Consider the following 20494-nt stretch of genomic DNA (forward strand, 5'->3'; position numbering starts at 1 on the left):
AGATGAAACCGATTCTTCCACGCCGTCTTTCCGGTGGTCAACATACCCAAAACCCTTCCGCTCAGGCAGCACAAGCCGATGCCCTATTACGCCTGCTCGTTGCTTTTATCCTGATTGTCATCTTCTTTTCCATCTTGCTGGCGCGGTTCTTTTACTTGCAAGTGACTCAACACAATGAGTTTTCCGGCCAAGCATCGAGCAACCGCATTACCCTGATTCCAACGCCGCCCGTACGCGGCGAAATCGTCGACATCAACGGCGTTCCTTTGGCCAAAAACTATCCCGTCTTTTCGCTTGAAGTTATTCCTAGCCGCATCGAAGGCAAGATGGAAGATGTCATTGAAGCATTGAAAAAATACGTCGATATCACACCGACAGATTTAAAACGCTTCAAAAAATACCGCGAAAGCTATCGAAAATTTGAAAACATCCCACTCAAGCTCAAGCTGACCGATGAAGAGGCTGCACGCTTGTCTGTGCATCTGCGCGAATTCAAAGGCGTAGAGGTCAATTCACGCACATTCCGCGAATATCCTTACGGCAAGCTGACTTCCCATTTTTTAGGCTACATCGGCCGTATTAGCGATAAAGACAAAGAAATACTGGAAGAAGAAGGCCTGACCGCCCTCTACCGTGGCAGTACGCATATCGGCAAATCCGGCTTGGAAAAATATTACGAACACCAGCTTCATGGCGTTCCAGGCTATCAAGAAGTCGAAAAAGACGCTTATGGCAACATCGTCCGCGTATTGAAAAATGTTCCGTCCAAAATGGGGCAAACCTTACGCCTAGGGATGGATATCCGTATGCAGCAGGAAGCCGACCGAATCTTGGGCGACCGCCGTGGCGCATTGGTGGCTATCAATCCGCAAGACGGTACCGTATTGGCTTTTGTTTCCAAACCTTCCTTCGATCCCAACCTCTTTATTGACGGCATCGACAGCGATACTTGGAAAATGCTGAATGACGATTGGAAAAAGCCTTTGATCAACCGCGTTACCCAAGGCCTCTATCCGCCTGGCTCTACATTCAAACCCTTTATGGGCATGGCTTTGTTGGAAAGCGGCAAAATCACTCAAAATACCATCGTCCCTGCCCCCGGCGCATGGAGTATACCCGGCAGCCGCCATATTTTCCGCGACTCTGTCCGCAGCGGTCACGGCTCGGCCAACTTGAGCAAAGCCATTCAAGTATCCTCAGATACCTTCTTCTACCGCTTGGGTTATGAAATGGGTATCGACAAAGCCTCTCCGTATTTGGCGCAATTCGGTTTCGGCCAAAAAACCGGTATTGACCTGCCTAGTGAATATGTAGGCGTTTTGCCCAGCCGCGAATGGAAAGCCAAACGCTTTGCCAAATCTTCCGATCCAACCGCCAAAGAATGGCGTGCCGGCGAGATGGTTTCCGTCAGTATCGGCCAAGGCTACAATGCCTACACGCCTTTGCAAATGGCACATGCGACAGCCTCTCTGGCCAACAACGGTGTTGTCCATCAGCCGCATTTGGTCAAAGAAATATTGGATTTCGGTGCGCGCAAAATTACCCGTATCAATCCTAATCCCGAACGTCAAATTCCGTTCAAAGCCGACAACTTCGAATACGTCAAACGCGCAATGGAGAAGGTATTGAAACCGGGCGGTACGGCACACCGTATCGGTGGCGGACTCGCTTATACGATGGGTGGTAAAACCGGTACGGCCCAGGTCGTACAAATCAAACAGGGCGGCCGCTACAATGCCGCAGCCCTGCGCGAACAACACCGCGACCACGCATGGTTTATCTCGTTTGCGCCATTGGAAAAACCTGAAATCGCCATTGCCGTTATTTTGGAAAACGGCGGCTGGGGTGCGTATGCCGCGCCATTGGCCCGTGAAATGACTGATTTTTATATGCTTCACGTCAAGCCGCAACAGTTTTCAGACGGCCTTGAAACAGATTTGACCCAAACTGAAAAAACTGATAAACATCAGCCTATTACCAGCATTTTCCAATCTGCCTACGGACTGACGCCGACAAGCCCTGCCTCACAGCCGGAGGTTCATCATGAATAACACATCAGTGTGGAAAAATTTCAAATCCACCATTGCAGCCCCGATTGACCCTTGGCTGTTTTTTGCCATGCTCGCCATCTACATCATGAGCCTATTCCTGCTCTATTCTGCAGACGGGCAAGAGTTCGGCCAATTGGAAAACAAAACCATCCATACCGTTTTGGGCTTTGCCCTGTTATGGATTATTGCCGTATTCAAGCCGCAAACGGCCGCCAGAGTTGCCCTGCCTGTTTATATCGTCGGCGTATTGCTGCTGATTGGCGTCGAAGTTGCCGGCGTTACCGTCAACGGCTCGACCCGTTGGCTGAGCCTCGGCTTTACCCGTATCCAACCTTCCGAAATTATGAAAATCGGTATTCCCATGACTGTCGCGTGGTATTTCCAACGCTATGAAGGCCGTCTGAAATGGATACATTATATTGTCGCCCTCGTGCTGATTCTTGTTCCTGTCGCCCTGATTTTGAAACAGCCCGACCTCGGTACGGCCGCGCTGATTATGGCTTCGGGCATTTTTGTCATCTTTTTTGCCGGCTTGCCCTGGAAAGCCATTTTTGCCGCTATTATTGCCTTTGTGGCCGCCCTGCCGCTCTTGTGGAACTACGGCATGCACGACTACCAGAAAACCCGCATCCTTACCTTGCTCGACCCAACCAAAGACCCGTTGGGTGCAGGCTACCACATCATCCAATCCATGATTGCCATCGGCTCGGGCGGCATATGGGGTAAGGGCTGGCTCAACGGCACGCAAACCCATTTGGACTATATTCCCGAATCAACGACTGACTTTATTTTTGCGGTATTCGGCGAAGAGTTCGGTCTGATCGGCAATATCCTTTTGCTGCTGGTTTACCTTATCATTTTGGCACGCGGATTGTGGATTGCCGCACAAGCGCAATCCCTTTACAGCCGTACTTTGGCAGGCGCATTGACCATGACCTTTTTCTGCTACGCCTTTGTAAACATGGGCATGGTCAGCGGTATTTTGCCCGTTGTCGGTGTCCCCCTCCCCCTGGTCAGCTACGGCGGTACGGCTACGCTTTCCATCATGGTGGTGCTCGCCCTGTTGATGGGTATCGCCAACGAACATAAAAACCTCCGCCGCCGTAATATGGACAACGACGACCTGACTGAAAGCAAGGAATAATATGGAATTAGGTGTAGAAATCGGCAAACTTCTCGTTGCACTTCTTGTACTGATCAACCCCTTCAGCGCACTCTCGATTTATCTTGACCTGACGCAAGACCACAGCACCAAAGAAAAACGCAGAATTGCGCGTACTGCCGCACTGGCCGTTTTCATCGTGATTGTCGTCTTTGCACTGGGCGGCGGTATCCTGTTGAAAGTACTCGGTATCAGCGTGGGCTCTTTCCAAGTCGGCGGCGGCATTTTGGTTTTGCTGATTGCCATCTCCTTAATGAACGGCAACGATAATCCTGCCAAGCCCAAAATTGATCCCAATTCAGAAGAACATCAAAGTGCGCAACAAGTCCGCCGCAATGAAAAAGCGATTGCCGTCGTACCCATTGCCATTCCGATTACCATCGGCCCCGGCGGTATTTCCACCGTCATCATTTACTCCTCTGCCGCCAAAAATTACAGCGATATTGCCCTGATTATCATCTCCGGCTTTCTGGTCAGCCTGATTTGCTATCTCATCCTGATCGTTGCCGGACGCATCAGCAAACGCTTGGGCACGACCGGCCTGACCATCCTCAACCGCATCATGGGCATGATGCTTGCCGCCATTTCCGTAGAGATTATTGTTGCCGGTTTAAAATCTATTTTTCCCCAACTGGTCGCTTGAAGTACAATCATCACAATAAAAGGCCGTCTGAAACATTTTCAGACGGCCTCATAAAAACATAAAAACAAAGGAGCCTAACCATGTTTCACAGCACCCATGTCTTTACCGGTGAAACCATTTGCCGCCGACCGGCACAAAGCTACACCGAATTTACCGACGAATTAAACCGCCTCCAAACCCTTCAGCAAACCTTCGCACAATCAAGCATTATCGAGCGCACCGCCCTCTTACAGCAATTTGCCGACAGCCTCACCCAAAACCAAGAACGCCTTGCCGAAATGGTTTGCGAAGAAGTCGGCCGTTGCCTGCACGAATGCCGCGCCGAAATCAGCAAATCCATCGAGCTCATCCGCTACTACGTCCGCCTCGCGCCCGAACTGCTCTCCCATAAAACCATCGCCACCCAAGCCAGCCTCAGCCAAGTCCGCTTCGAGCCTTTGGGCGTTGTTTTGGCAGTCATGCCGTGGAACTATCCTGTCTGGCAGATTTTACGATTTGCCATCCCGGCCCTGTGCGCCGGCAATGCCTGCGCGGTCAAACCTGCGCCCAGTGTCGCCCGCGTCAGCGAAACCCTCTTCAGCCTCGTCCCCAAAGGTTTGCCGCTTATCGGCGCATGGTTAAGTCATGAAGACACGCTTAAAGCCATTGAAGATACCGATGCCATGGCATTTACCGGTTCGACCCATACCGGCCGCCTGCTGGCTGCCCATGCAGGCAAACATCTGAAAAAAACCGTCCTTGAACTGGGCGGCAGCAATCCGTTTATCATCCTGCCCGATGCCGATCTCCAACGCGCCGCCATCGATGCCTGCTATTCGCGCTTCCGCGATGCCGGACAATCCTGCAACGCCGCCAAACGCATCATTGTTACCCAAAATATTGCCGAACAATTTATCCCGCTCTTCCTTGCCGAGTGCGCCAAACTGCAAACCGGCAATCCTAAAGACCCAAATACCACCCTTGCCCCGCTTCACCGCCAAGACCTGCGCCAAAACGTGCACGAGCAGGTTCAAGATGCAGTTGCACACGGCGCGCAATGCTTGAGTGGCGGCTATATTCCTGATGGACAAAGCTGGTTTTACCCGGCTACCGTCTTGGATCGAGTCAATCCAAACTGCCGCGTTTGGCATGAAGAAGTCTTCGGCCCGGTTGCCATGATCTTACGCGCCAACAATCCGGATCACGCCGTTGCGCTTGCCAATGACACACCTTTCGGCCTCGGCGCCTGTATCTACACAGCCGACACGGCAAATGCATGGAAATACGCCGAAAAAATCCAAGCAGGCTCTGTCTTTATCAACCGCCACACCAGCAGCGACTTGCGCCTCCCCTTTGGCGGCGTCAAAGCTTCAGGCTACGGACGGGAGCTATCCGAATTCGGACTGTACGAATTCGTCAACGTCAAAACCTATTGGCAAAAATAAACCGTTTCATTCACTCAGGCCGTCTGAAAACCCAATTTCAGACGGCCTGATGTTTTTTTAAAAACTGGCAAAAATGTTGTATTTAAAACCCATACCAATTCTACAAAATCAAAGCGGCTCAAAAATAAGCAACCTATTTTAGAAAGCAATTCATATTTCCACGCCCATTTTGAATCGGCAGCTTACCATGTTCATCATTCCAGCCGTTTCATTAAGCTCTCTATAAAATACGCGACAAACAAAAATGCCGTCTGAAATACAACTTTCAGACGGCATTTTCAATCAAACACTACTTACCGGATTACAATTTCAAACTGGCCAGTTTAGCAGCATACGCATCCAAATCGGCGATTGGACGAGTAGCCACGCCGCTTTCCATTGCTGCTTTAGCAGTAGCCGTAGCAACGCGAGGCAACAGGCGGGAATCGAATGGGGTAGGAATCAGGTATTCCGCACCGAATTCAAATTTCTTACCGTAAGCGGCAACCACTTCTTCAGTTACCTCTTCCATCGCCAAATCAGCCAAAGCATACACGCAGGCGCGTTTCATTTCTTCGTTGATGGTAGTCGCGCCGACATCCAATGCGCCACGGAAGATGAATGGGAAGCACAATACGTTGTTCACTTGATTCGGGAAGTCTGAACGGCCGGTACCGATGACCACATCCGGACGGGTTTCTTTTGCCAATGGAGGCAGGATTTCCGGATTCGGGTTTGCCATGGCGAACACGATTGGTTTTTCGTTCATGGTGTTCAGCATTTCAGGCGTCAGCAGGTTTGCGCCGGACAGACCCAAGAAGATGTCTTTACCTTTAACGGCATCGGCCAATACGCGTTGGCCATTATCTTCAATGGCGTAGAACTGTTTGGACTCGTCCATACGGTCTTTGTCTTCGCGGGTTTTGTAAATCACGCCTTTGGAGTCGCAAACGGTCACGTTTTCGCGTTTCAAACCCAAATCGAGCAGTTGGTTCAAGCAGGCAATCGCGGCCGCACCTGCGCCGGAGCACACCAAAGTCGCTTCTTCGATTTTGCGGCCGGTATAACGCAAAGCGTTCAGTACAGCGGCAGCGGTAATGATGGCGGTACCGTGTTGGTCGTCGTGGAATACAGGGATTTTGCAACGTTTGCGCAATTCGCGTTCGATGTAGAAGCACTCGGGTGCTTTGATGTCTTCAAGGTTGATACCGCCGAAAGTCGGTTCCAAAGAAGCGATGATGTCCACCAGTTTTTGCGGGTCTTTTTCATCGATTTCGATGTCAAACACGTCAACGCCGGCGAATTTTTTGAACAATACGCCTTTGCCTTCCATAACAGGTTTGCCGGCTAATGCGCCGATGTTGCCCAAACCCAACACTGCGGTACCGTTGGAAATCACGGCAACCAAATTGCCTTTGGCAGTGTATTTGTAGGCATTTTGCGGATCGGCATGGATTTCCATACAAGGAGCGGCTACGCCCGGAGAGTACGCCAACGCCAAGTCTTTAGAAGTGGCCAGAGATTTGGTTGGGGTAACGGAGATTTTGCCCGGCACGGGGAATTCGTGGAACTGCAGGGCGGCTTCTTTTAATGAATTTTCCATTTGTCGATCCTGTTTGCGAGAGAGAGATTTTACAGCGAACAAGTCTGAAACGGGCTGCTTCAGACATTTAAACTTCTAAAGTCGGTTTGTTAACAGACCGGCTTTGTAACAGGCCGTAATTTTATCATGTTCTTTTGGTGGCGCATACCGATATTTATTACATTTGTTTTGATATTTCGTTTTAATCGGTTTTATGTCTAAAAACTTCTGTAATAATATTTCTTCGCCACACTACCTGCTTTCAGACGGCATTTTATTTAAACTTAAACATTCAATCCGAAATGGCTGTCCAGCGCGGTTTCAATCTGGGTTTTGACTGCGTCCAGACTTTGGCTGCTGTCGATGACGGCGTATCGTTCCGGCTGTTTGGCAGCACGTTGCAAATACACTTCGCGCACCCGATTGAAAAACTCGGCTGCTTCTTGCTCGAAGCGGTCTTTCTCACGTGTTTGGTTGATGCGCGCCATTGAGACCTCCAAAGGCACATCCAACAGCAAGGTTAAATCTGGGCGGAAATCGCCCTGCACCCAATGCTCAAGCGTGGCAATATCTTGCAAGGGAACGCCTCGTCCGCCGCCTTGATAGGCAAACGTTGCATCGGTAAAACGGTCGGAAACGACATGCGTGCCGTTTTTCAGGGCAGGCAGAATGACGGTTTCCAAGTGTTGCTGTCTGGCGGCAAACATCAACAGGGTTTCGGTACGCAGGCTGACTTGGGTGGCGGGGTTGAGCAGAATTTCGCGCAATGCCTCTCCGGCAGGCGTGCCTCCCGGTTCGCGCGTAAACAATACGGGCAGCTTGTGTTTCTCAAACCATGCTTTCATTACGGCGAGGTTGGTGGATTTGCCTGCGCCGTCTATGCCGTCAAGGGTAATAAATCTGGGTTTCATATGGATATCGTTAATCTCAAGGCCGTCTGAAACAGGGATTATAAATGTTTCAGACGGCCTATTCGGTTTATTTCTTCAAAATATATTTGCGTACGGCGGCGTTATGCTCAGAAAGATTATGGCTGAACTCGCTCAGGCCCGTACCATCCATTTTTGAGACGAAATACAGATATTTTTCATTAGACGGATGACCCGCCGCCTCAAGCGCGGCCTTGCCGGGAAGCGCAATCGGTGTCGGCGTCAAACCGCTGCGCGTATAAGTATTGTAAGGCGTATCGCGTTGCAGGTCGGCTTTGCGGATTCTGCCCTTATACGCATCACCCATACCATAGATGACAGTCGGGTCGGTTTGCAGGCGCATGCCGATATTCAGGCGGTTGACGAATACGGCGGCCACATGGGCGCGGTCGTCTTCGTGCGCGGTTTCTTTTTCAATCAGACTCGCCATAATCAGCATTTCGTACGGATTTTTATAAGGCAGGCCGCTTTGACGGTCGTCCCATGCTTCTTGTAGGTTTTCCCGCATTTTACGGTAGGCGATTTTATAAATTTGAAGATCGCTGCCGCCGGCGTCAATTTCGTAACTATCCGGGAAAAACTGTCCTTCGGGATTGCTGCTCAAGGCATCGGGCGCCACTTCGGCCATCAGTTTTTCATCGCTCCAACCGCGCGTATCATGGGAAATATCGGCAGTGTTGTCGATAATACGGCGCATTTGTGCAAACCGCGCGCCCTCTAGAATTTGCACGCTGACCGAATCAGGGCGGCCTTTTTTAATGCGTTTTAAAATGTCCCAAGCCGATACTTTGGCAGACAGGCGGTAAGAGCCGGCATTGAGTTGGTTGTGCACGCCCATCACATATGCGGCGGCTACCAACACATAACGGTTATAAACAATGCCGTCTTGAGCCAGTTTGCGGCTGACAGAAGAGATACCTTGATTCTTAGCAACGGTAATACGGTATGGTTTGCCGTTGTTTTTCGGAACAAACAACAATGCGGCAACCACGGCGGCAAATGCCGTCAAAAATACGGCCAGCCATTTCAACAATTTTTTCAACATGGTAGGATTCTTGGTTTGTGAACGTGTCGGGCGACAGTATAACCGAAAACAAGCATATTAAGCCTGCCGCATTCCCCAACGTATGTTTTCCTATCCCGAAAGGCCGTCTGAAACCATGAATTCTCCTTCAAAAAACACTTGGCAAAACGGCCGTTGGCTGAATGCACGCCAAACTCATTCGCCCAATTTTAGCCCGCGCGAACCGGATGAAGACATCTCATTGGTTGTCCTCCACAATATTTCCCTTCCTCCTTTTGAGTACAACACAGGGGCAGTGGAAAAATTGTTTACCAACCAAATCAACCCTGACGAGCATCCTTTCTTCAGCATCATCCACACCTTGCGCGTCTCCAGCCATTTTTTCATCAGCCGTGAAGGCGAAACCGTCCAATTCGTTTCCTGCGACGACATGGCCTATCATGCAGGCATATCGTCGTTTCAAGGCAGAGAAAAATGTAATGCCTTTTCCATCGGTATCGAACTGGAAGGCTGCGATTTCGAGCCTTTTACCGAAGCACAATACACCAGCCTGCAAGCCTTGCTGACCGCCATTTCCGAGCATTATCCGATTCAGGCCGTTACCGGTCATCAGGACATCGCGCCGGACAGGAAAACCGATCCCGGACATTTCTTCAGTTGGCCACGCCTTCAAAAAGCAGGTTTCCCCATCCGGCGCGGATAACTTTCAGACGGCCTGAACAATGATTGGCAGACATAATGCTGTCACAACCGTTTATTTTCGTTATAATTCAGCTATTCATTCGGACGCATAAAGTCCGGCTCCAACGAACTGCCCGCGCAGCAAGATTCCGCACCCTGAAAAAGACGGAATGCTGCCTTTTTAAAAAGTGATTACTCCATGATTTTCATCGTCTTAGCCCTCGCCGCCCTTTTGGCGGTCATCGGTTACAACATGTACCAGGAAAACCAATACCGCAAACAAGTGCGCGAACAATTCGGCCATTCCGATAAAGACGCACTTTTGACCAGCAAAACCAAACACGTCCGAGACAGCAAAGAAACCGGTGGCCAAGGTTTGTTTATCAAGAAAAACAAAAAAAACGAAGAGGCATTGCGCAACCTGCAGGAACAAGATGAAATCTACGCGGCCAAAGCCAAACTGGCCCACCCTGCCCAGCTTAAAACCGATGTCGAGCTGACTGTGGAAGACGACTTCTCCGCAGAAGAAAAAGTCCAACACACCGTTATCGGCTTGAACAACGAAATTACCGTAAGCCCAGCCGAAGCCGCTTCCACTCCGGTAGAAACCGCAGCCGAACCTGTGGCACAAGTACCATTGATCAGCCTGGACGAATTGTCTCAAGTCGAGCTGCCTTGGTTTGACCCGCGCTTCGACTACATGGCCTACATCTCCCTGAAACAAGCCCAAGAATTGCACGCCCTGCCGCGCCTTTCCGCTACCCACCGCTTCCAAATCATCGGTTGCACCATGGACGACCATTTCCGCGTTGCCGAGCCGATTCCGGGTGTTTACTACCAAGGCTTCGTCATGGGCCTGCAAGCTGTCAGCCGCAACGGTTTGTCCGCGCGTGAAGAGCTGCAACACTTCGACCAACAGGTTGATGCTTTTGCCCAACTGATGGACGGCAAAGTTTTGCATACCGACTTGGACGCGTTCACCGAAGTCGCACAAGCCCTCGACCAATTCTGTGCGCGTGTTGACCAAACCATCGCCATTCACTTGGTTTCCCACTCCAATATCAGCGGCGTAGAATTGCGTGCCGCCGTAGAAGAAACTGGTTTCAAATTGGGCGAAGATGGCGCGTTCCACTTCGGCGACAACAACAATCCTCAATTGTTCTCCATCCATACCTTGGACAACAAACCGTTTACCAATCCTTTGCTGGACAACCAAGCCTACCGCGGCTTCAGCATGTTGCTGGATATTCCGCACGTTCCGGCCGGCGAAAAAACTTTCGACAAATTCATGGACTTGGCAGTCAAACTTTCCGGCCAACTCAGCTTGGATTTGGTTAACGACCAAATGGAAGAAGTTTCCACCCAATGGCTCAAAGACGTACGCAACTACGTTTTGGCCCGTCAGGAAGAAATGCTTAAAGTCGGCCTCAAACCCGGCAGCAAACAAGCCCTGCGCCTGTTCTCTTAAACTTCCCCAATCAAAAAGCGGATATGCAATGACGGCATATCCGCTTTTTTCAGGTAAAATCCCTTCATCTTCAATATTCATCAATTTTCAGACGGCCTCTCTATCATCAGGCCGTCTGAAAACTCTATTCCGATTACACAATGAATCCGACTGAACAACGTATCAAATACCTGACCGACCTCCTCAACCACTACGCCTACGAATACTACACCCTAGATGCGCCCAGCGTACCCGATGCCGAATACGACAAATTGTTCCGCGAGCTTGAAGCATTGGAGCGAAACCATCCCGAGCTCAAACTGCCCGATAGCCCGACCCAGCGCGTCGGTGGTGAGCCTTTGGCAGGCTTTGCCGAAGTGCGCCACGAAGTACCGATGCTGTCGCTGACCAACGCCTTCTCGCCACAAGATGAAAACGGCGTATTCGACCATGCCGAAATGTATGCTTTCGATGAGCGCGTGCGTGGCGGTTTGAACGGCGAAAAACCGGAATACGTTATCGAACCTAAATTTGACGGTCTGGCCATCAGCCTGCTCTACCGCGACGGCGTATTGATTCAAGCGGCAACCCGTGGCGACGGCACCACAGGCGAAGACGTTACCCAAAACGTCAAAACCGTATCCAACATTCCCCTGCGTCTGCATGGAGAAAATATTCCCGAGCTTATCGAAATACGCGGCGAAGTTCTGATGCTCAAAGCTGATTTTGCCGCTTTAAACCAACGACAGGCTGAAAACGGACAAAAACCTTTCGCCAATCCGCGCAATGCCGCCGCAGGTAGCCTGCGCCAACTCGATTCGCGCATTACGGCACAGCGCAAACTGCATTTCTTTCCCTATTCCATCGCCCGACAACAAGGCGGTTTTATCGCAGAAGAACACCTGCAAGAACTGAGCTACTGTAAAGAACTCGGCTTCAGCCTGCCTGACGGTAATTTCGGCTGTTTCCCCAATATCGACAAAGTATTGGCGTTTTACGAGCAAATGCAGCAAAAACGCCCTACATTGCCCTACGAAATCGACGGCATGGTGGTCAAAGTTAACAGTCTGGCACAACAAGAAAAACTGGGTTTCATCTCACGTGCGCCGCGCTGGGCCATTGCCCACAAATTCCCTGCCGAAGAAGCATTGACCATTGTCGAAGCCATTGATGTACAAATCGGGCGCACCGGCGCAGTAACCCCGGTTGCCCGCCTGCAACCTGTATTCGTCGGCGGCGTTACCGTTACCAATGCTACGCTGCACAATCAGGACGAAGTGTCTCGAAAAGACGTACGCGTTGGCGATACCGTTGTCGTACGTCGCGCCGGAGACGTGATTCCCGAGGTGGTGCGCGTAATTTTCGAACGCCGCCCAATGCAAGAGGCTAACGTTACCGTTTCAGACGGCCTGCAAGACGATTTGTTTGCCAAAACACCTTCTGAAACCCAAGCCAAACCACTGCACAAACCCTACCGCCTGCCCACCCATTGCCCTATCTGCCGCAGCGAAATCGAACGTGAAGAAGGCGAAGCGGTTGCCCGATGCAGCGGCGGTATGCTTTGCCAAGCACAACGCGCGCAAGGTTTAATCCACTTCGCCTCACGCAAAGCCATGGACATCGACGGACTCGGTCAAAAACAAATCGAGCAGCTTGTCGCCCAAGACCTCGTCCGCCATTTCGCCGACCTCTACCGCCTCGATATCCCGACTCTGCAAAAAATGAAGGAAATGGCGGACAAAGCATCAGCTAGTGAAGAAGAACCATCAAACAGTGAGATTGGAGACTTTGAAGGCGAGACCGGCAATACTCTGCTTGCCAAAAACAATAAAAAACAGCCGACCAAATGGGCAGAAAACATCCTTGCGGGCATAGAAGCCAGCAAAACGCCCGAACTTGCGCGCTTCCTTTTTGCCCTCGGCATCCGTCACGTTGGCGAACGCACAGCCAAAACGCTGGCGCAGGCATTCGGTACACTGGAACACGTCCGCTATGCCCCCGAACCCATCCTCGCCTGCCTGCCCGATATCGGCACGGTGGTTGCCCACTCCATCGCCCACTTTTTTGCCCAAGAAGCGCAACAGGCGATGATCGACGAGCTACTGGCTGTAGGTGTTGCCCCGCAAAGCCAGGCTGTTACCATCCCGCCGCTGCGCCATGCCGAGCCGCAACGCTGGATTGCCCGTCTGCCCGATTTTAAAATCAGCGAAACCAAAGCACTGGCCTTGTGGGAACTCGCCGGAAAAAGTATAGAAGGTCTGCAAACCGACAAAGCATTACCTGCCGATTGGCAAGCCTGGCGCAGCAAACCGCAAAACGCAGTCCTGCTTGAAAATATGAAAACTTTCTTTGCACAAACACTGTCTAATCTTCAAGATGAAACTATTTCAGACGGCATTAACGAGGCCGTAGCAGGTAAAACCTTTGTATTAACAGGGACTTTACCCACACTCAAACGCGACCAGGCCCAAGCTATGATCGAAGCCGCAGGCGGTAAAGTTTCCAGCAGCGTATCCAAAAAAACCGACTACGTTGTCGCCGGAGAAGCAGCAGGCAGTAAATTGGAAAAAGCCCAAACGCTGGGCATAGCCGTATTAAGCGAAGAAGAATTACTGACGTTGCTGGGATAAGACAGTATCTATGAGCAATCCGCCTTTTAAACCGACTGATACTTTATCATGTGGTATTATCGTTACACACAATTACACTTTCGGGGGCTAAACCCTCAGACAAATAGGATACCAATATGAAACCCATTAAAAAATGCGTCTTCCCTGTTGCCGGTATGGGCACCCGTTTCCTGCCTGCAACCAAAGCCAGCCCCAAAGAAATGCTGCCTATCGTGGACAAACCTCTGATTCAATATGCAGTCGAAGAAGCGGTTGAAGCCGGCTGTACCGAAATGGTATTCATCACCGGCCGTAACAAACGCAGCATCGAAGACCACTTTGACAAAGCATACGAGTTGGAAACCGAATTGGAATTGCGTCAAAAAGACAAACTACTGGCGCACGTTCGCGATATTCTGCCTCCCAACATTACCTGCATGTATATCCGTCAAACCGAAGCATTGGGTTTAGGTCATGCCGTATTGTGCGCGCAGGCAGCCGTTGGTAACGAGCCTTTTGCCGTTATTTTGGCAGACGATTTGATTGATACGCCTAAAGGTGCGCTAAAACAAATGGTTGACGTGTACAACCAAAGCGGCAACAGCGTTTTAGGCGTTGAAACCATCGATCCTTCCCAAACCGGTTCTTACGGTATTGTCGAAGTCGAGCAGCTGAAAAACTATCAACGTATTATCAACATCGTTGAAAAACCCAAACCGGAAGAAGCACCTTCCAACCTCGCCGTTGTCGGCCGCTACATCCTGACTCCGCGTATTTTTGACTTGTTGACCAACCTGCCGCGCGGTGCCGGCGGCGAAATCCAACTGACCGACGGTATTGCCCGCCTGCTTGATCATGAGTTTGTTTTGGCTCACGCATTTGAAGGCAAGCGCTACGACTGCGGCAGCAAATTGGGTTACCTTGAAGCGACTGTGGCTTACGGTCTGAAACACCCTGAAACCGGCGAACAATTTAAAGAATTGCTCAAGCAATACGCTTAAGTTCAACTATTTATAAAAAGGCCGTCTGAAATTTCAGACGGCCTTTTCTACACTTATTTCTTCCAATATGCCGGAGTAAACAAAATTAAAACAGTAAAAATTTCCAAACGTCCCAACAGCATCACTGCCGCACACAACCATTTCTGCACATCGCTCAGCGCAGCATAATTATGCGACGGACCGACTGCACCCAAGCCCGGGCCGGCATTGGTAATACAGGCAATGACTGCCGTGAAGGCGGATAAAAAGTCCAAGCCTGCGGCCATCAGTAAAAAGCTGAATACGATGACCGTCATAAAGTAAATAAAAATGAACGACATAACGGTCAGCGCCATACGATCCGGAATGGAGTTGTTGTTGACCTTTACCGTACGAACCGCACGCGGGTGCAGCAAAATCAACATCTCGCGCAAGCTGAATTTGAATAACACCAAAGCGCGCACATTTTTAATACCGCCGCCCATAGAGCCTGAGCTTGCCAAGACGTTCGACAGGAAAAACATCCACAACGACACAATCAGCGGCCATTGCGCAAAGTCGGCATTGGAAAAACCGCTGGCCAATCCGATGGACACAAAGTTGAAGCTGACAAAACGCAAAGCTTCGCCAAGGCTTTGGTACACGTCCTGCTGCCACAGATACAATGCCGAAATCAAAATACTGCCTGACAAAACCAGCAGCATGGTGCGGCATTCTTCATCCTTCCAATACACTCGCCAAGAGCGGTTGCCCAGCGCAGTAAAATGGCTGGCAAAATTAATACCGCCCCAGACAGTAAAAAACATCAACGTCCATTCGACTGCCAAGGAATCAAAAAAAGCAACGCTGTCATCATGTGTCGAAAAACCGCCCAAGGCCACGGCCGACATCGCATGGCATAAGGCATCAAACCAGCCCATACCGGCAATATGCAAGGATACAAAGGCGGCAGCAGTTGTCAGCGCATAAGCAAACCACAGCCGTTTGGCCACTTGCGAAATGCGGGGAGCCATCTTGCTTTCTTTATCCATACCCGGAATTTCGGCTTTGAAAAGCTGCGTGCCCCCCACGCCCAACATCGGCAAAATCGCCACAGCCAGCACGATAATACCCATGCCGCCGAGCCAGTTGAGCATGTGCCGCCAAAAGTTTACAGACGGCGCCAGCGTATCCAAGCCGGAAATCACTGTTGCCCCCGTTGTCGTCAGCCCCGACATCGCCTCAAAAAACGCATCGGTGAAACTCATGGACGGCATATAGAAATAAATCGGCATCGCCGCCACGACAGCAAAGGCTAGCCACAGCATCAATACCAGGGTAAATCCGTCACGCGGCCGCAACTCACGGTTGAAACGCAAAGTCAGCACCCAAGTAACGCACGACACCAGCAATACCGTCAAAGCCGTATAGGCAAACACGAAAAACGCGCTGTCGTGATAAAAATACGACATCAGCGTCGGCACGGCCAACAGCAATGAAAACAACAGCCCCAGCTTGGACAATACATGGACAATCGGCATCACCTTGCTTACCGCACCGCCCAATCTGAAACCCTTATGCAGATACATCATATTCCTATCATCAGAAAACAAAATGTTTCAGACGGCCTCATAAAAAAAGGCCGTCTGAAACTGCATATTTTATCAAAATGCCGCAATCCCGTGATAAAGAAAAACAAAAAACACTTGCCTGCTCTTTTTCTAGGAGTATAATGTTATATCATAACATTTACTGGAGAAAGAAATGAAACCCGATATTCACCCGGACAACTATCGTACCGTCCTGTTTTACGACAGCGGCGCAGACCAAGGATGGCTCATCCGTTCATGCGCCAATACTCACGGCAAAACCATGGTTTGGAAAGACGGCATAGAATATCCCCTCTTTTCGCTTGATACTTCTTCCGCGTCCCACCCCGTGTACACAGGCAAACAACGCAACGTCAATATCGAAGGCCGCGCCAGCAAGTTCAACCAACGTTACCAATCCATGATGTCTTCCTTCAGAAAGGATAAATGATGCAAGTCCTCTCATCCCTGAAAACTGCAAAAAAACGACACCGCGACTGCCAAATTGTCCGCCGAAAAGGCAAAGTGTACGTTATTTGCAAGAGCAACCCACGCTTTAAAGCACGCCAGCGTTAGGCGGCCCAACCCATATTTCAATGTAACTCTCTGAATTTTCCGCACTTTCGTTTACCTCTAGCGCAAGTGCGGCTTTTTTTCAAACGGCATTAATCATTCATATCAAAACTACAACGAATCCTGCCATACTCCCGGAAACAGGAAGAAAAAGTAAATAATGGTTATCCCTATTGTGAAGCCATAAAGATATTTATAACATGCCGCTACATCCTCCCTTCAACACTGACCATAGGAGTCAAAAATGAAAGTAAAAGCCCTGCTTGCAATTGCCGCCGCCATGAGCCTCGCTGCCTGCGCCGCACCCGAAGCCCATCAACATGACCATGGTCACCGTCACGAGCACAATCATGACCACGGCCGTGCACATGAACACGACCACCAACATCATGATGCCCGTGTTCAATCATTCAGCTGCGAAAACGGCCTGTCTGTACAAATCCGCAACCTGAGCACCGATCAAGTTGAATTGCGCCTTGACGACAAAGTTGCCACCCTGTCTTCTGCCGTTGCAGGTTCAGGCGAACGCTATGTTGCCAACCAAGGCTTGTTCGGCAAAGGTGCCGAATGGCATCAAAAAGGCAGCGAAGCATTCTTCGGCTTCACTGACCCATACGGCAACAAAGTAGAAACTTCTTGCTCTGCCCGCTAATTTCTACTTAAAAATAGAATAGCTAAAGGCCGTCTGAAAACTTTTTCAGACGGCTTTTTATGTTGAATAAACAAATATGTTTTAATGATAAAAGTACAAACATGAGCTATTTACACGCTCATAACCTAAGGATAAGTAAGCCACTTTGAAAGGTACTTTATACGAGAATATATTTTTCAACATGCGTCAAATCCACTATGCCCATACTGACTATCTCTATTTATCAAAACTACAAATTCCAATTACTCTTTAAAAATCTATTCGTTATACAAAACAGATTCAATAAACAAAGGCCGTCTGAAAACCTATTTCCAAAGTTTTCAGACGGCCTTTATCTTAGACCAAACAATTAAGCGTAATGTCTGTCTTCGCCTTTACCGTCAACGTTGTCGGCACAACGTTTACAGATGGTTTCATGGCCTGCAACTGCGCCCACATCGTGGGTGTAGTGCCAGCAGCGTTCGCATTTTTCGCCGTCGCTGGCTTTGGCAGTAACGGCAAGTTCATCGCCTACTTTCACTTTGGCTTTAGACACCAGCAAAGCAAAACGTAATTCTTCGCCCAAAGTGTTCAGATAGTCGGCAATTTCTTCTGGAGCCGTAATTTCGGCTTCTGCTTGCAATGAAGAACCAACGGTTTTGTCCGTACGCAAAGGCTCGATAGCGGCGGTTACCGCTTCGCGTGCTTCGCGGATTGCCGTCCATTTTTTCACCAGTTCGGCTTCGGCTTTTTCGTTGATAGGCGGGAACTCATGCCAGGTGTGGAAGAGGACGCTGTCTTCTTCGCCGCCGCCGATGATGTCCCACGCTTCTTCGCCGGTGAAGCACAAAATCGGTGCAATCAAGAGAACCAGGCTGCGCGTGATGTGGTACAGGGCGGTTTGCGCGCTGCGGCGGGCGTGGCTGTCGGCTTTGGTGGTATAGAGGCGGTCTTTCAGGATGTCGAGGTAGAACGCGCCCAAATCCTCCGAACAGAAAGAAACAATGTCTTTTACAGCAAAGTGGAAGGCATAGCGCGGATAGAAGTCGCCTGCCAGACGCTCTTGCAGCTGACGTGCCAATACCAAGGCATAGCGGTCGATTTCCACCATGTCTGCCTGTTGCACGGCATCTTCAATAGGATTGAAGTCGCTGAGGTTGGCAAACAGGAAGCTCAAAGTGTTACGGATACGACGGTAGCTTTCGGTGACACGTTTGAGGATTTCTTTGGAAATCGCCAATTCGCCACTGTAATCGGTGGATGCCGCCCACAGGCGCAAAATGTCTGCGCCGAACTCGTTATAGACTTCTTGCGGCGCGACGACGTTGCCGATGGATTTCGACATTTTGCGGCCGTTTTGGTCAACCACAAAACCGTGGGTCAGCAGCTGTTTGTATGGGGCGCGTCCCATGGATGAGGCGCAACCGGTCAGCATGGAAGATTGGAACCAGCCGCGGTGTTGGTCGCTGCCTTCGAGGTAGAGGTCGGCGGGCCAGTCCAATTCTTTGCGCTGTTTCAAGACGGAATAATGGGTCGATCCGGAGTCGAACCATACATCCATGGTATCGGAAAGTTTGTCGTAGTTTTCGCAATCTTCCGCGCTCAACAATTCGCTTTTATCGAGTGAGAACCATGCTTCGATGCCTTTTTCTTCGATGCGTTGTGCTACTTTCTCCAAAAGCTCGGCAGAGTTCGGATGCAGCTCACCGGTTTCTTTGTGAACAAAGAAGGTCATCGGCGTGCCCCAGTAGCGTTGGCGCGAAACCACCCAGTCAGGACGGCCTTCGATCATGGCTTCCAAGCGCGCGCGACCCCAAGACGGGAAGAATTCGGTGTCGTCCACGGCTTTGATGGCTTTGTCGCGCAGGGTTTTGCCGTCGCTTCCGGCTTTGTCCATACCGATAAACCATTGGCCCGTCGCGCGGTAAATCAGCGGGGTTTTGTGGCGCCAGCAGTGGGCGTAGCTGTGTTCGATTTTGCTGCTGGCCAAGAGGTTGCCGGTCTCTTCCAGCCATTGCAGGATAACGGGATTGGCTTCCCAAACACTCATGCCGGCAACGCGCGGGGTTTCGCTGATGTATTTGCCTTCGGCGTTTACAGGGTTGTAAAGCTCGATGCTGTATTTATTGCAGACGGCGTAGTCTTCCAAACCATGAGCAGGCGCAGTATGCACCAAGCCGGTACCGGCATCGGTGGTAACGTGGTCGCCGTTGAGCATGGGAATATCGCGTTCGAGGAACGGATGGTTCATGTGCAGGTTTTCCAGCTTATCGCCGGTGGTTTCGGCAAGAATAGAAATGCCGTCTGAAAAGCCGTAGCGTTTGAGCGCGTCTTCTGCCAAATCTTTGGCCAATACCAATTTGCCTTTAGGCGTATCAATCAGTTGATAGACCACGTCTGCGCCGGCTGAAACAGCTTGGCTCGCAGGCAGCGTCCAAGGCGTGGTCGTCCAGATGACGGCAAACGCTGTGCCTTCGATACCTGGCAAACCGAATGCGGCGGCAAGCGCGGCAGTGTCTTTAAACGGATAGGCAACGTCAATCGCAGGCGATACTTTGTCTTTGTATTCCACTTCCGCTTCGGCCAATGAAGAGCCGCAGTCCAAGCAGAATTGAACCGGTTTCGCGCCGCGGTAGAGATAGCCGGATTTGTAGATTTCGCCGAGCATACGCACGGTATCGGCTTCGGTTTTGAAATCCATGGTCAGGTAAGGATTGTCCCAGTCACCCAACACACCCAAGCGGATAAAGTCTTTTTTCTGACGGGCAATCTGTTCGGCGGCATATTCGCGGCACAACTCGCGGAAACGGGCTTTAGGCATGTCTTTGCCGTGCAGTTTTTCTACCATTACTTCGATAGGCAAACCGTGGCAGTCCCAACCCGGTACATAAGGCGCGTCAAAACCGGCTTGGGTTTTGCTGCGGATAATGATGTCTTTGAGAATTTTATTGACGGCATGACCGGTATGGATGTCGCCGTTAGCATACGGAGGACCGTCGTGCAGAATGAATTTCGGACGGCCTTTGGCGATTTCGCGCAGTTTTTGGTAGCGTTTTTGCTCGTACCAGCTTTTCAGCCATGCAGGCTCGCGCTTGGCAAGATTGCCGCGCATTGGAAACGGGCTCTCGAGCAGGTTTACGGTTTTACTGTAATCGGTCATTTTTTGATCTCTATTGTTGCGGTATTTCGGTTTCAGACGGCCTGATTGCTC

At 50.5% G+C, this 20494-nt stretch carries 16 protein-coding genes; 11 read left to right on the forward strand and 5 right to left on the reverse strand.

Annotated features, from left to right (window positions below):
• Positions 1-2: 2 nt before the first annotated feature.
• The 4 genes from mrdA to HMPREF2596_RS08085 all read left to right on the forward strand — a co-directional run bounded on the left by mrdA (position 3) and on the right by HMPREF2596_RS08085 (position 5280).
• Entirely contained in the window at positions 3-2051 is a 2049-nt protein-coding gene (gene mrdA, locus HMPREF2596_RS08070) for a penicillin-binding protein 2 (protein WP_070850665.1), read from the forward strand.
• Positions 2044-3195 carry a rod shape-determining protein RodA gene (gene rodA, locus HMPREF2596_RS08075; RefSeq protein WP_070850666.1) on the forward strand — a complete coding sequence of 384 codons (1152 nt, stop codon included), beginning with the start codon at positions 2044-2046 and terminating at the stop codon, positions 3193-3195. Before mrdA ends, rodA begins: the two co-directional genes overlap by 8 nt.
• A gap of 1 nt (position 3196) precedes the next feature.
• Positions 3197-3856 carry a MarC family protein gene (locus HMPREF2596_RS08080; protein WP_070850667.1) on the forward strand — a complete coding sequence of 220 codons (660 nt, stop codon included), beginning with the start codon at positions 3197-3199 and terminating at the stop codon, positions 3854-3856.
• 80 nt (positions 3857-3936) lie between these two features.
• The gene (locus HMPREF2596_RS08085; RefSeq protein WP_070850668.1) at positions 3937-5280 is read left to right on the forward strand and encodes an aldehyde dehydrogenase family protein; all 1344 of its coding nucleotides are present in this window, start codon (positions 3937-3939) and stop codon (positions 5278-5280) included.
• 301 nt (positions 5281-5581) lie between these two features.
• Here the strand turns inward: HMPREF2596_RS08085 and HMPREF2596_RS08090 are convergent, their stop codons facing one another.
• From HMPREF2596_RS08090 to mltG, 3 genes are all read right to left on the reverse strand, one after another.
• Entirely contained in the window at positions 5582-6862 is a 1281-nt protein-coding gene (locus HMPREF2596_RS08090) for a malic enzyme-like NAD(P)-binding protein (protein ID WP_083325009.1), read from the reverse strand.
• A gap of 263 nt (positions 6863-7125) precedes the next feature.
• Positions 7126-7752, reverse strand: coding sequence for a dTMP kinase (gene tmk / locus HMPREF2596_RS08095; RefSeq protein WP_036490420.1), 627 nt, complete (start codon positions 7750-7752; stop codon positions 7126-7128).
• A 67-nt stretch (positions 7753-7819) separates the two neighbouring features.
• Entirely contained in the window at positions 7820-8815 is a 996-nt protein-coding gene (gene mltG / locus HMPREF2596_RS08100) for an endolytic transglycosylase MltG (protein WP_070850669.1), read from the reverse strand.
• A gap of 115 nt (positions 8816-8930) precedes the next feature.
• On the opposite strand from mltG, the gene ampD reads away from it, so the two are divergent.
• The 4 genes from ampD to galU all read left to right on the forward strand — a co-directional run bounded on the left by ampD (position 8931) and on the right by galU (position 14532).
• Positions 8931-9497: a 1,6-anhydro-N-acetylmuramyl-L-alanine amidase AmpD gene (ampD, locus tag HMPREF2596_RS08105; protein ID WP_070850670.1), complete on the forward strand. Its 567-nt coding sequence runs from the start codon at positions 8931-8933 to the stop codon at positions 9495-9497.
• A gap of 177 nt (positions 9498-9674) precedes the next feature.
• The gene (locus HMPREF2596_RS08110) at positions 9675-10943 is read left to right on the forward strand and encodes a cell division protein ZipA C-terminal FtsZ-binding domain-containing protein (RefSeq protein WP_070850671.1); all 1269 of its coding nucleotides are present in this window, start codon (positions 9675-9677) and stop codon (positions 10941-10943) included.
• 140 nt (positions 10944-11083) lie between these two features.
• Positions 11084-13552, forward strand: coding sequence for an NAD-dependent DNA ligase LigA (gene ligA / locus HMPREF2596_RS08115; RefSeq protein ID WP_070850672.1), 2469 nt, complete (start codon positions 11084-11086; stop codon positions 13550-13552).
• Between the two features lie 116 nt (positions 13553-13668).
• Positions 13669-14532, forward strand: coding sequence for a UTP--glucose-1-phosphate uridylyltransferase GalU (gene galU, locus HMPREF2596_RS08120; RefSeq protein WP_003747291.1), 864 nt, complete (start codon positions 13669-13671; stop codon positions 14530-14532).
• A 53-nt stretch (positions 14533-14585) separates the two neighbouring features.
• On the opposite strand, the gene HMPREF2596_RS08125 is transcribed toward galU, so the two are convergent.
• Positions 14586-16082: a TrkH family potassium uptake protein gene (locus HMPREF2596_RS08125; protein ID WP_070850673.1), complete on the reverse strand. Its 1497-nt coding sequence runs from the start codon at positions 16080-16082 to the stop codon at positions 14586-14588.
• Positions 16083-16254: 172 nt separating this feature from the next.
• On the opposite strand from HMPREF2596_RS08125, the gene HMPREF2596_RS08130 reads away from it, so the two are divergent.
• The 3 genes from HMPREF2596_RS08130 (at position 16255) to HMPREF2596_RS08140 (ending at position 17304) form a co-directional block, all read left to right on the forward strand.
• Positions 16255-16530 (forward strand): type B 50S ribosomal protein L31, encoded by a 276-nt coding sequence (locus HMPREF2596_RS08130; RefSeq protein WP_003747294.1) that lies wholly within the window; start codon positions 16255-16257, stop codon positions 16528-16530.
• Positions 16530-16655, forward strand: coding sequence for a type B 50S ribosomal protein L36 (gene ykgO, locus HMPREF2596_RS08135; protein ID WP_003685279.1), 126 nt, complete (start codon positions 16530-16532; stop codon positions 16653-16655). Before HMPREF2596_RS08130 ends, ykgO begins: the two co-directional genes overlap by 1 nt.
• Before the next feature lie 241 nt (positions 16656-16896).
• The gene (locus HMPREF2596_RS08140; protein ID WP_036490409.1) at positions 16897-17304 is read left to right on the forward strand and encodes an MliC family protein; all 408 of its coding nucleotides are present in this window, start codon (positions 16897-16899) and stop codon (positions 17302-17304) included.
• 349 nt (positions 17305-17653) lie between these two features.
• Here the strand turns inward: HMPREF2596_RS08140 and ileS are convergent, their stop codons facing one another.
• Positions 17654-20443, reverse strand: coding sequence for an isoleucine--tRNA ligase (gene ileS, locus HMPREF2596_RS08145; RefSeq protein WP_070850674.1), 2790 nt, complete (start codon positions 20441-20443; stop codon positions 17654-17656).
• Positions 20444-20494 lie beyond the last annotated feature (51 nt).

This window comes from Neisseria sp. HMSC078C12 (assembly GCF_001838065.1).
GTDB lineage: Bacteria > Pseudomonadota > Gammaproteobacteria > Burkholderiales > Neisseriaceae > Neisseria.

Coding starts and splice junctions, on each gene's coding strand:
- ileS (WP_070850674.1), bottom strand. CDS start 20,443: ATGACCGATTACAGTAAAACCGTAAACCTGCTCGAGAGCCCGTTTCCA.
- HMPREF2596_RS08125 (WP_070850673.1), bottom strand. CDS start 16,082: ATGATGTATCTGCATAAGGGTTTCAGATTGGGCGGTGCGGTAAGCAAG.
- rodA (WP_070850666.1), top strand. CDS start 2,044: ATGAATAACACATCAGTGTGGAAAAATTTCAAATCCACCATTGCAGCC.
- ligA (WP_070850672.1), top strand. CDS start 11,084: ATGAATCCGACTGAACAACGTATCAAATACCTGACCGACCTCCTCAAC.
- mrdA (WP_070850665.1), top strand. CDS start 3: ATGAAACCGATTCTTCCACGCCGTCTTTCCGGTGGTCAACATACCCAA.
- tmk (WP_036490420.1), bottom strand. CDS start 7,752: ATGAAACCCAGATTTATTACCCTTGACGGCATAGACGGCGCAGGCAAA.
- galU (WP_003747291.1), top strand. CDS start 13,669: ATGAAACCCATTAAAAAATGCGTCTTCCCTGTTGCCGGTATGGGCACC.
- ampD (WP_070850670.1), top strand. CDS start 8,931: ATGAATTCTCCTTCAAAAAACACTTGGCAAAACGGCCGTTGGCTGAAT.
- HMPREF2596_RS08090 (WP_083325009.1), bottom strand. CDS start 6,862: ATGGAAAATTCATTAAAAGAAGCCGCCCTGCAGTTCCACGAATTCCCC.
- HMPREF2596_RS08140 (WP_036490409.1), top strand. CDS start 16,897: ATGAAAGTAAAAGCCCTGCTTGCAATTGCCGCCGCCATGAGCCTCGCT.
- mltG (WP_070850669.1), bottom strand. CDS start 8,815: ATGTTGAAAAAATTGTTGAAATGGCTGGCCGTATTTTTGACGGCATTT.
- HMPREF2596_RS08130 (WP_003747294.1), top strand. CDS start 16,255: ATGAAACCCGATATTCACCCGGACAACTATCGTACCGTCCTGTTTTAC.
- HMPREF2596_RS08110 (WP_070850671.1), top strand. CDS start 9,675: ATGATTTTCATCGTCTTAGCCCTCGCCGCCCTTTTGGCGGTCATCGGT.
- ykgO (WP_003685279.1), top strand. CDS start 16,530: ATGCAAGTCCTCTCATCCCTGAAAACTGCAAAAAAACGACACCGCGAC.
- HMPREF2596_RS08080 (WP_070850667.1), top strand. CDS start 3,197: ATGGAATTAGGTGTAGAAATCGGCAAACTTCTCGTTGCACTTCTTGTA.
- HMPREF2596_RS08085 (WP_070850668.1), top strand. CDS start 3,937: ATGTTTCACAGCACCCATGTCTTTACCGGTGAAACCATTTGCCGCCGA.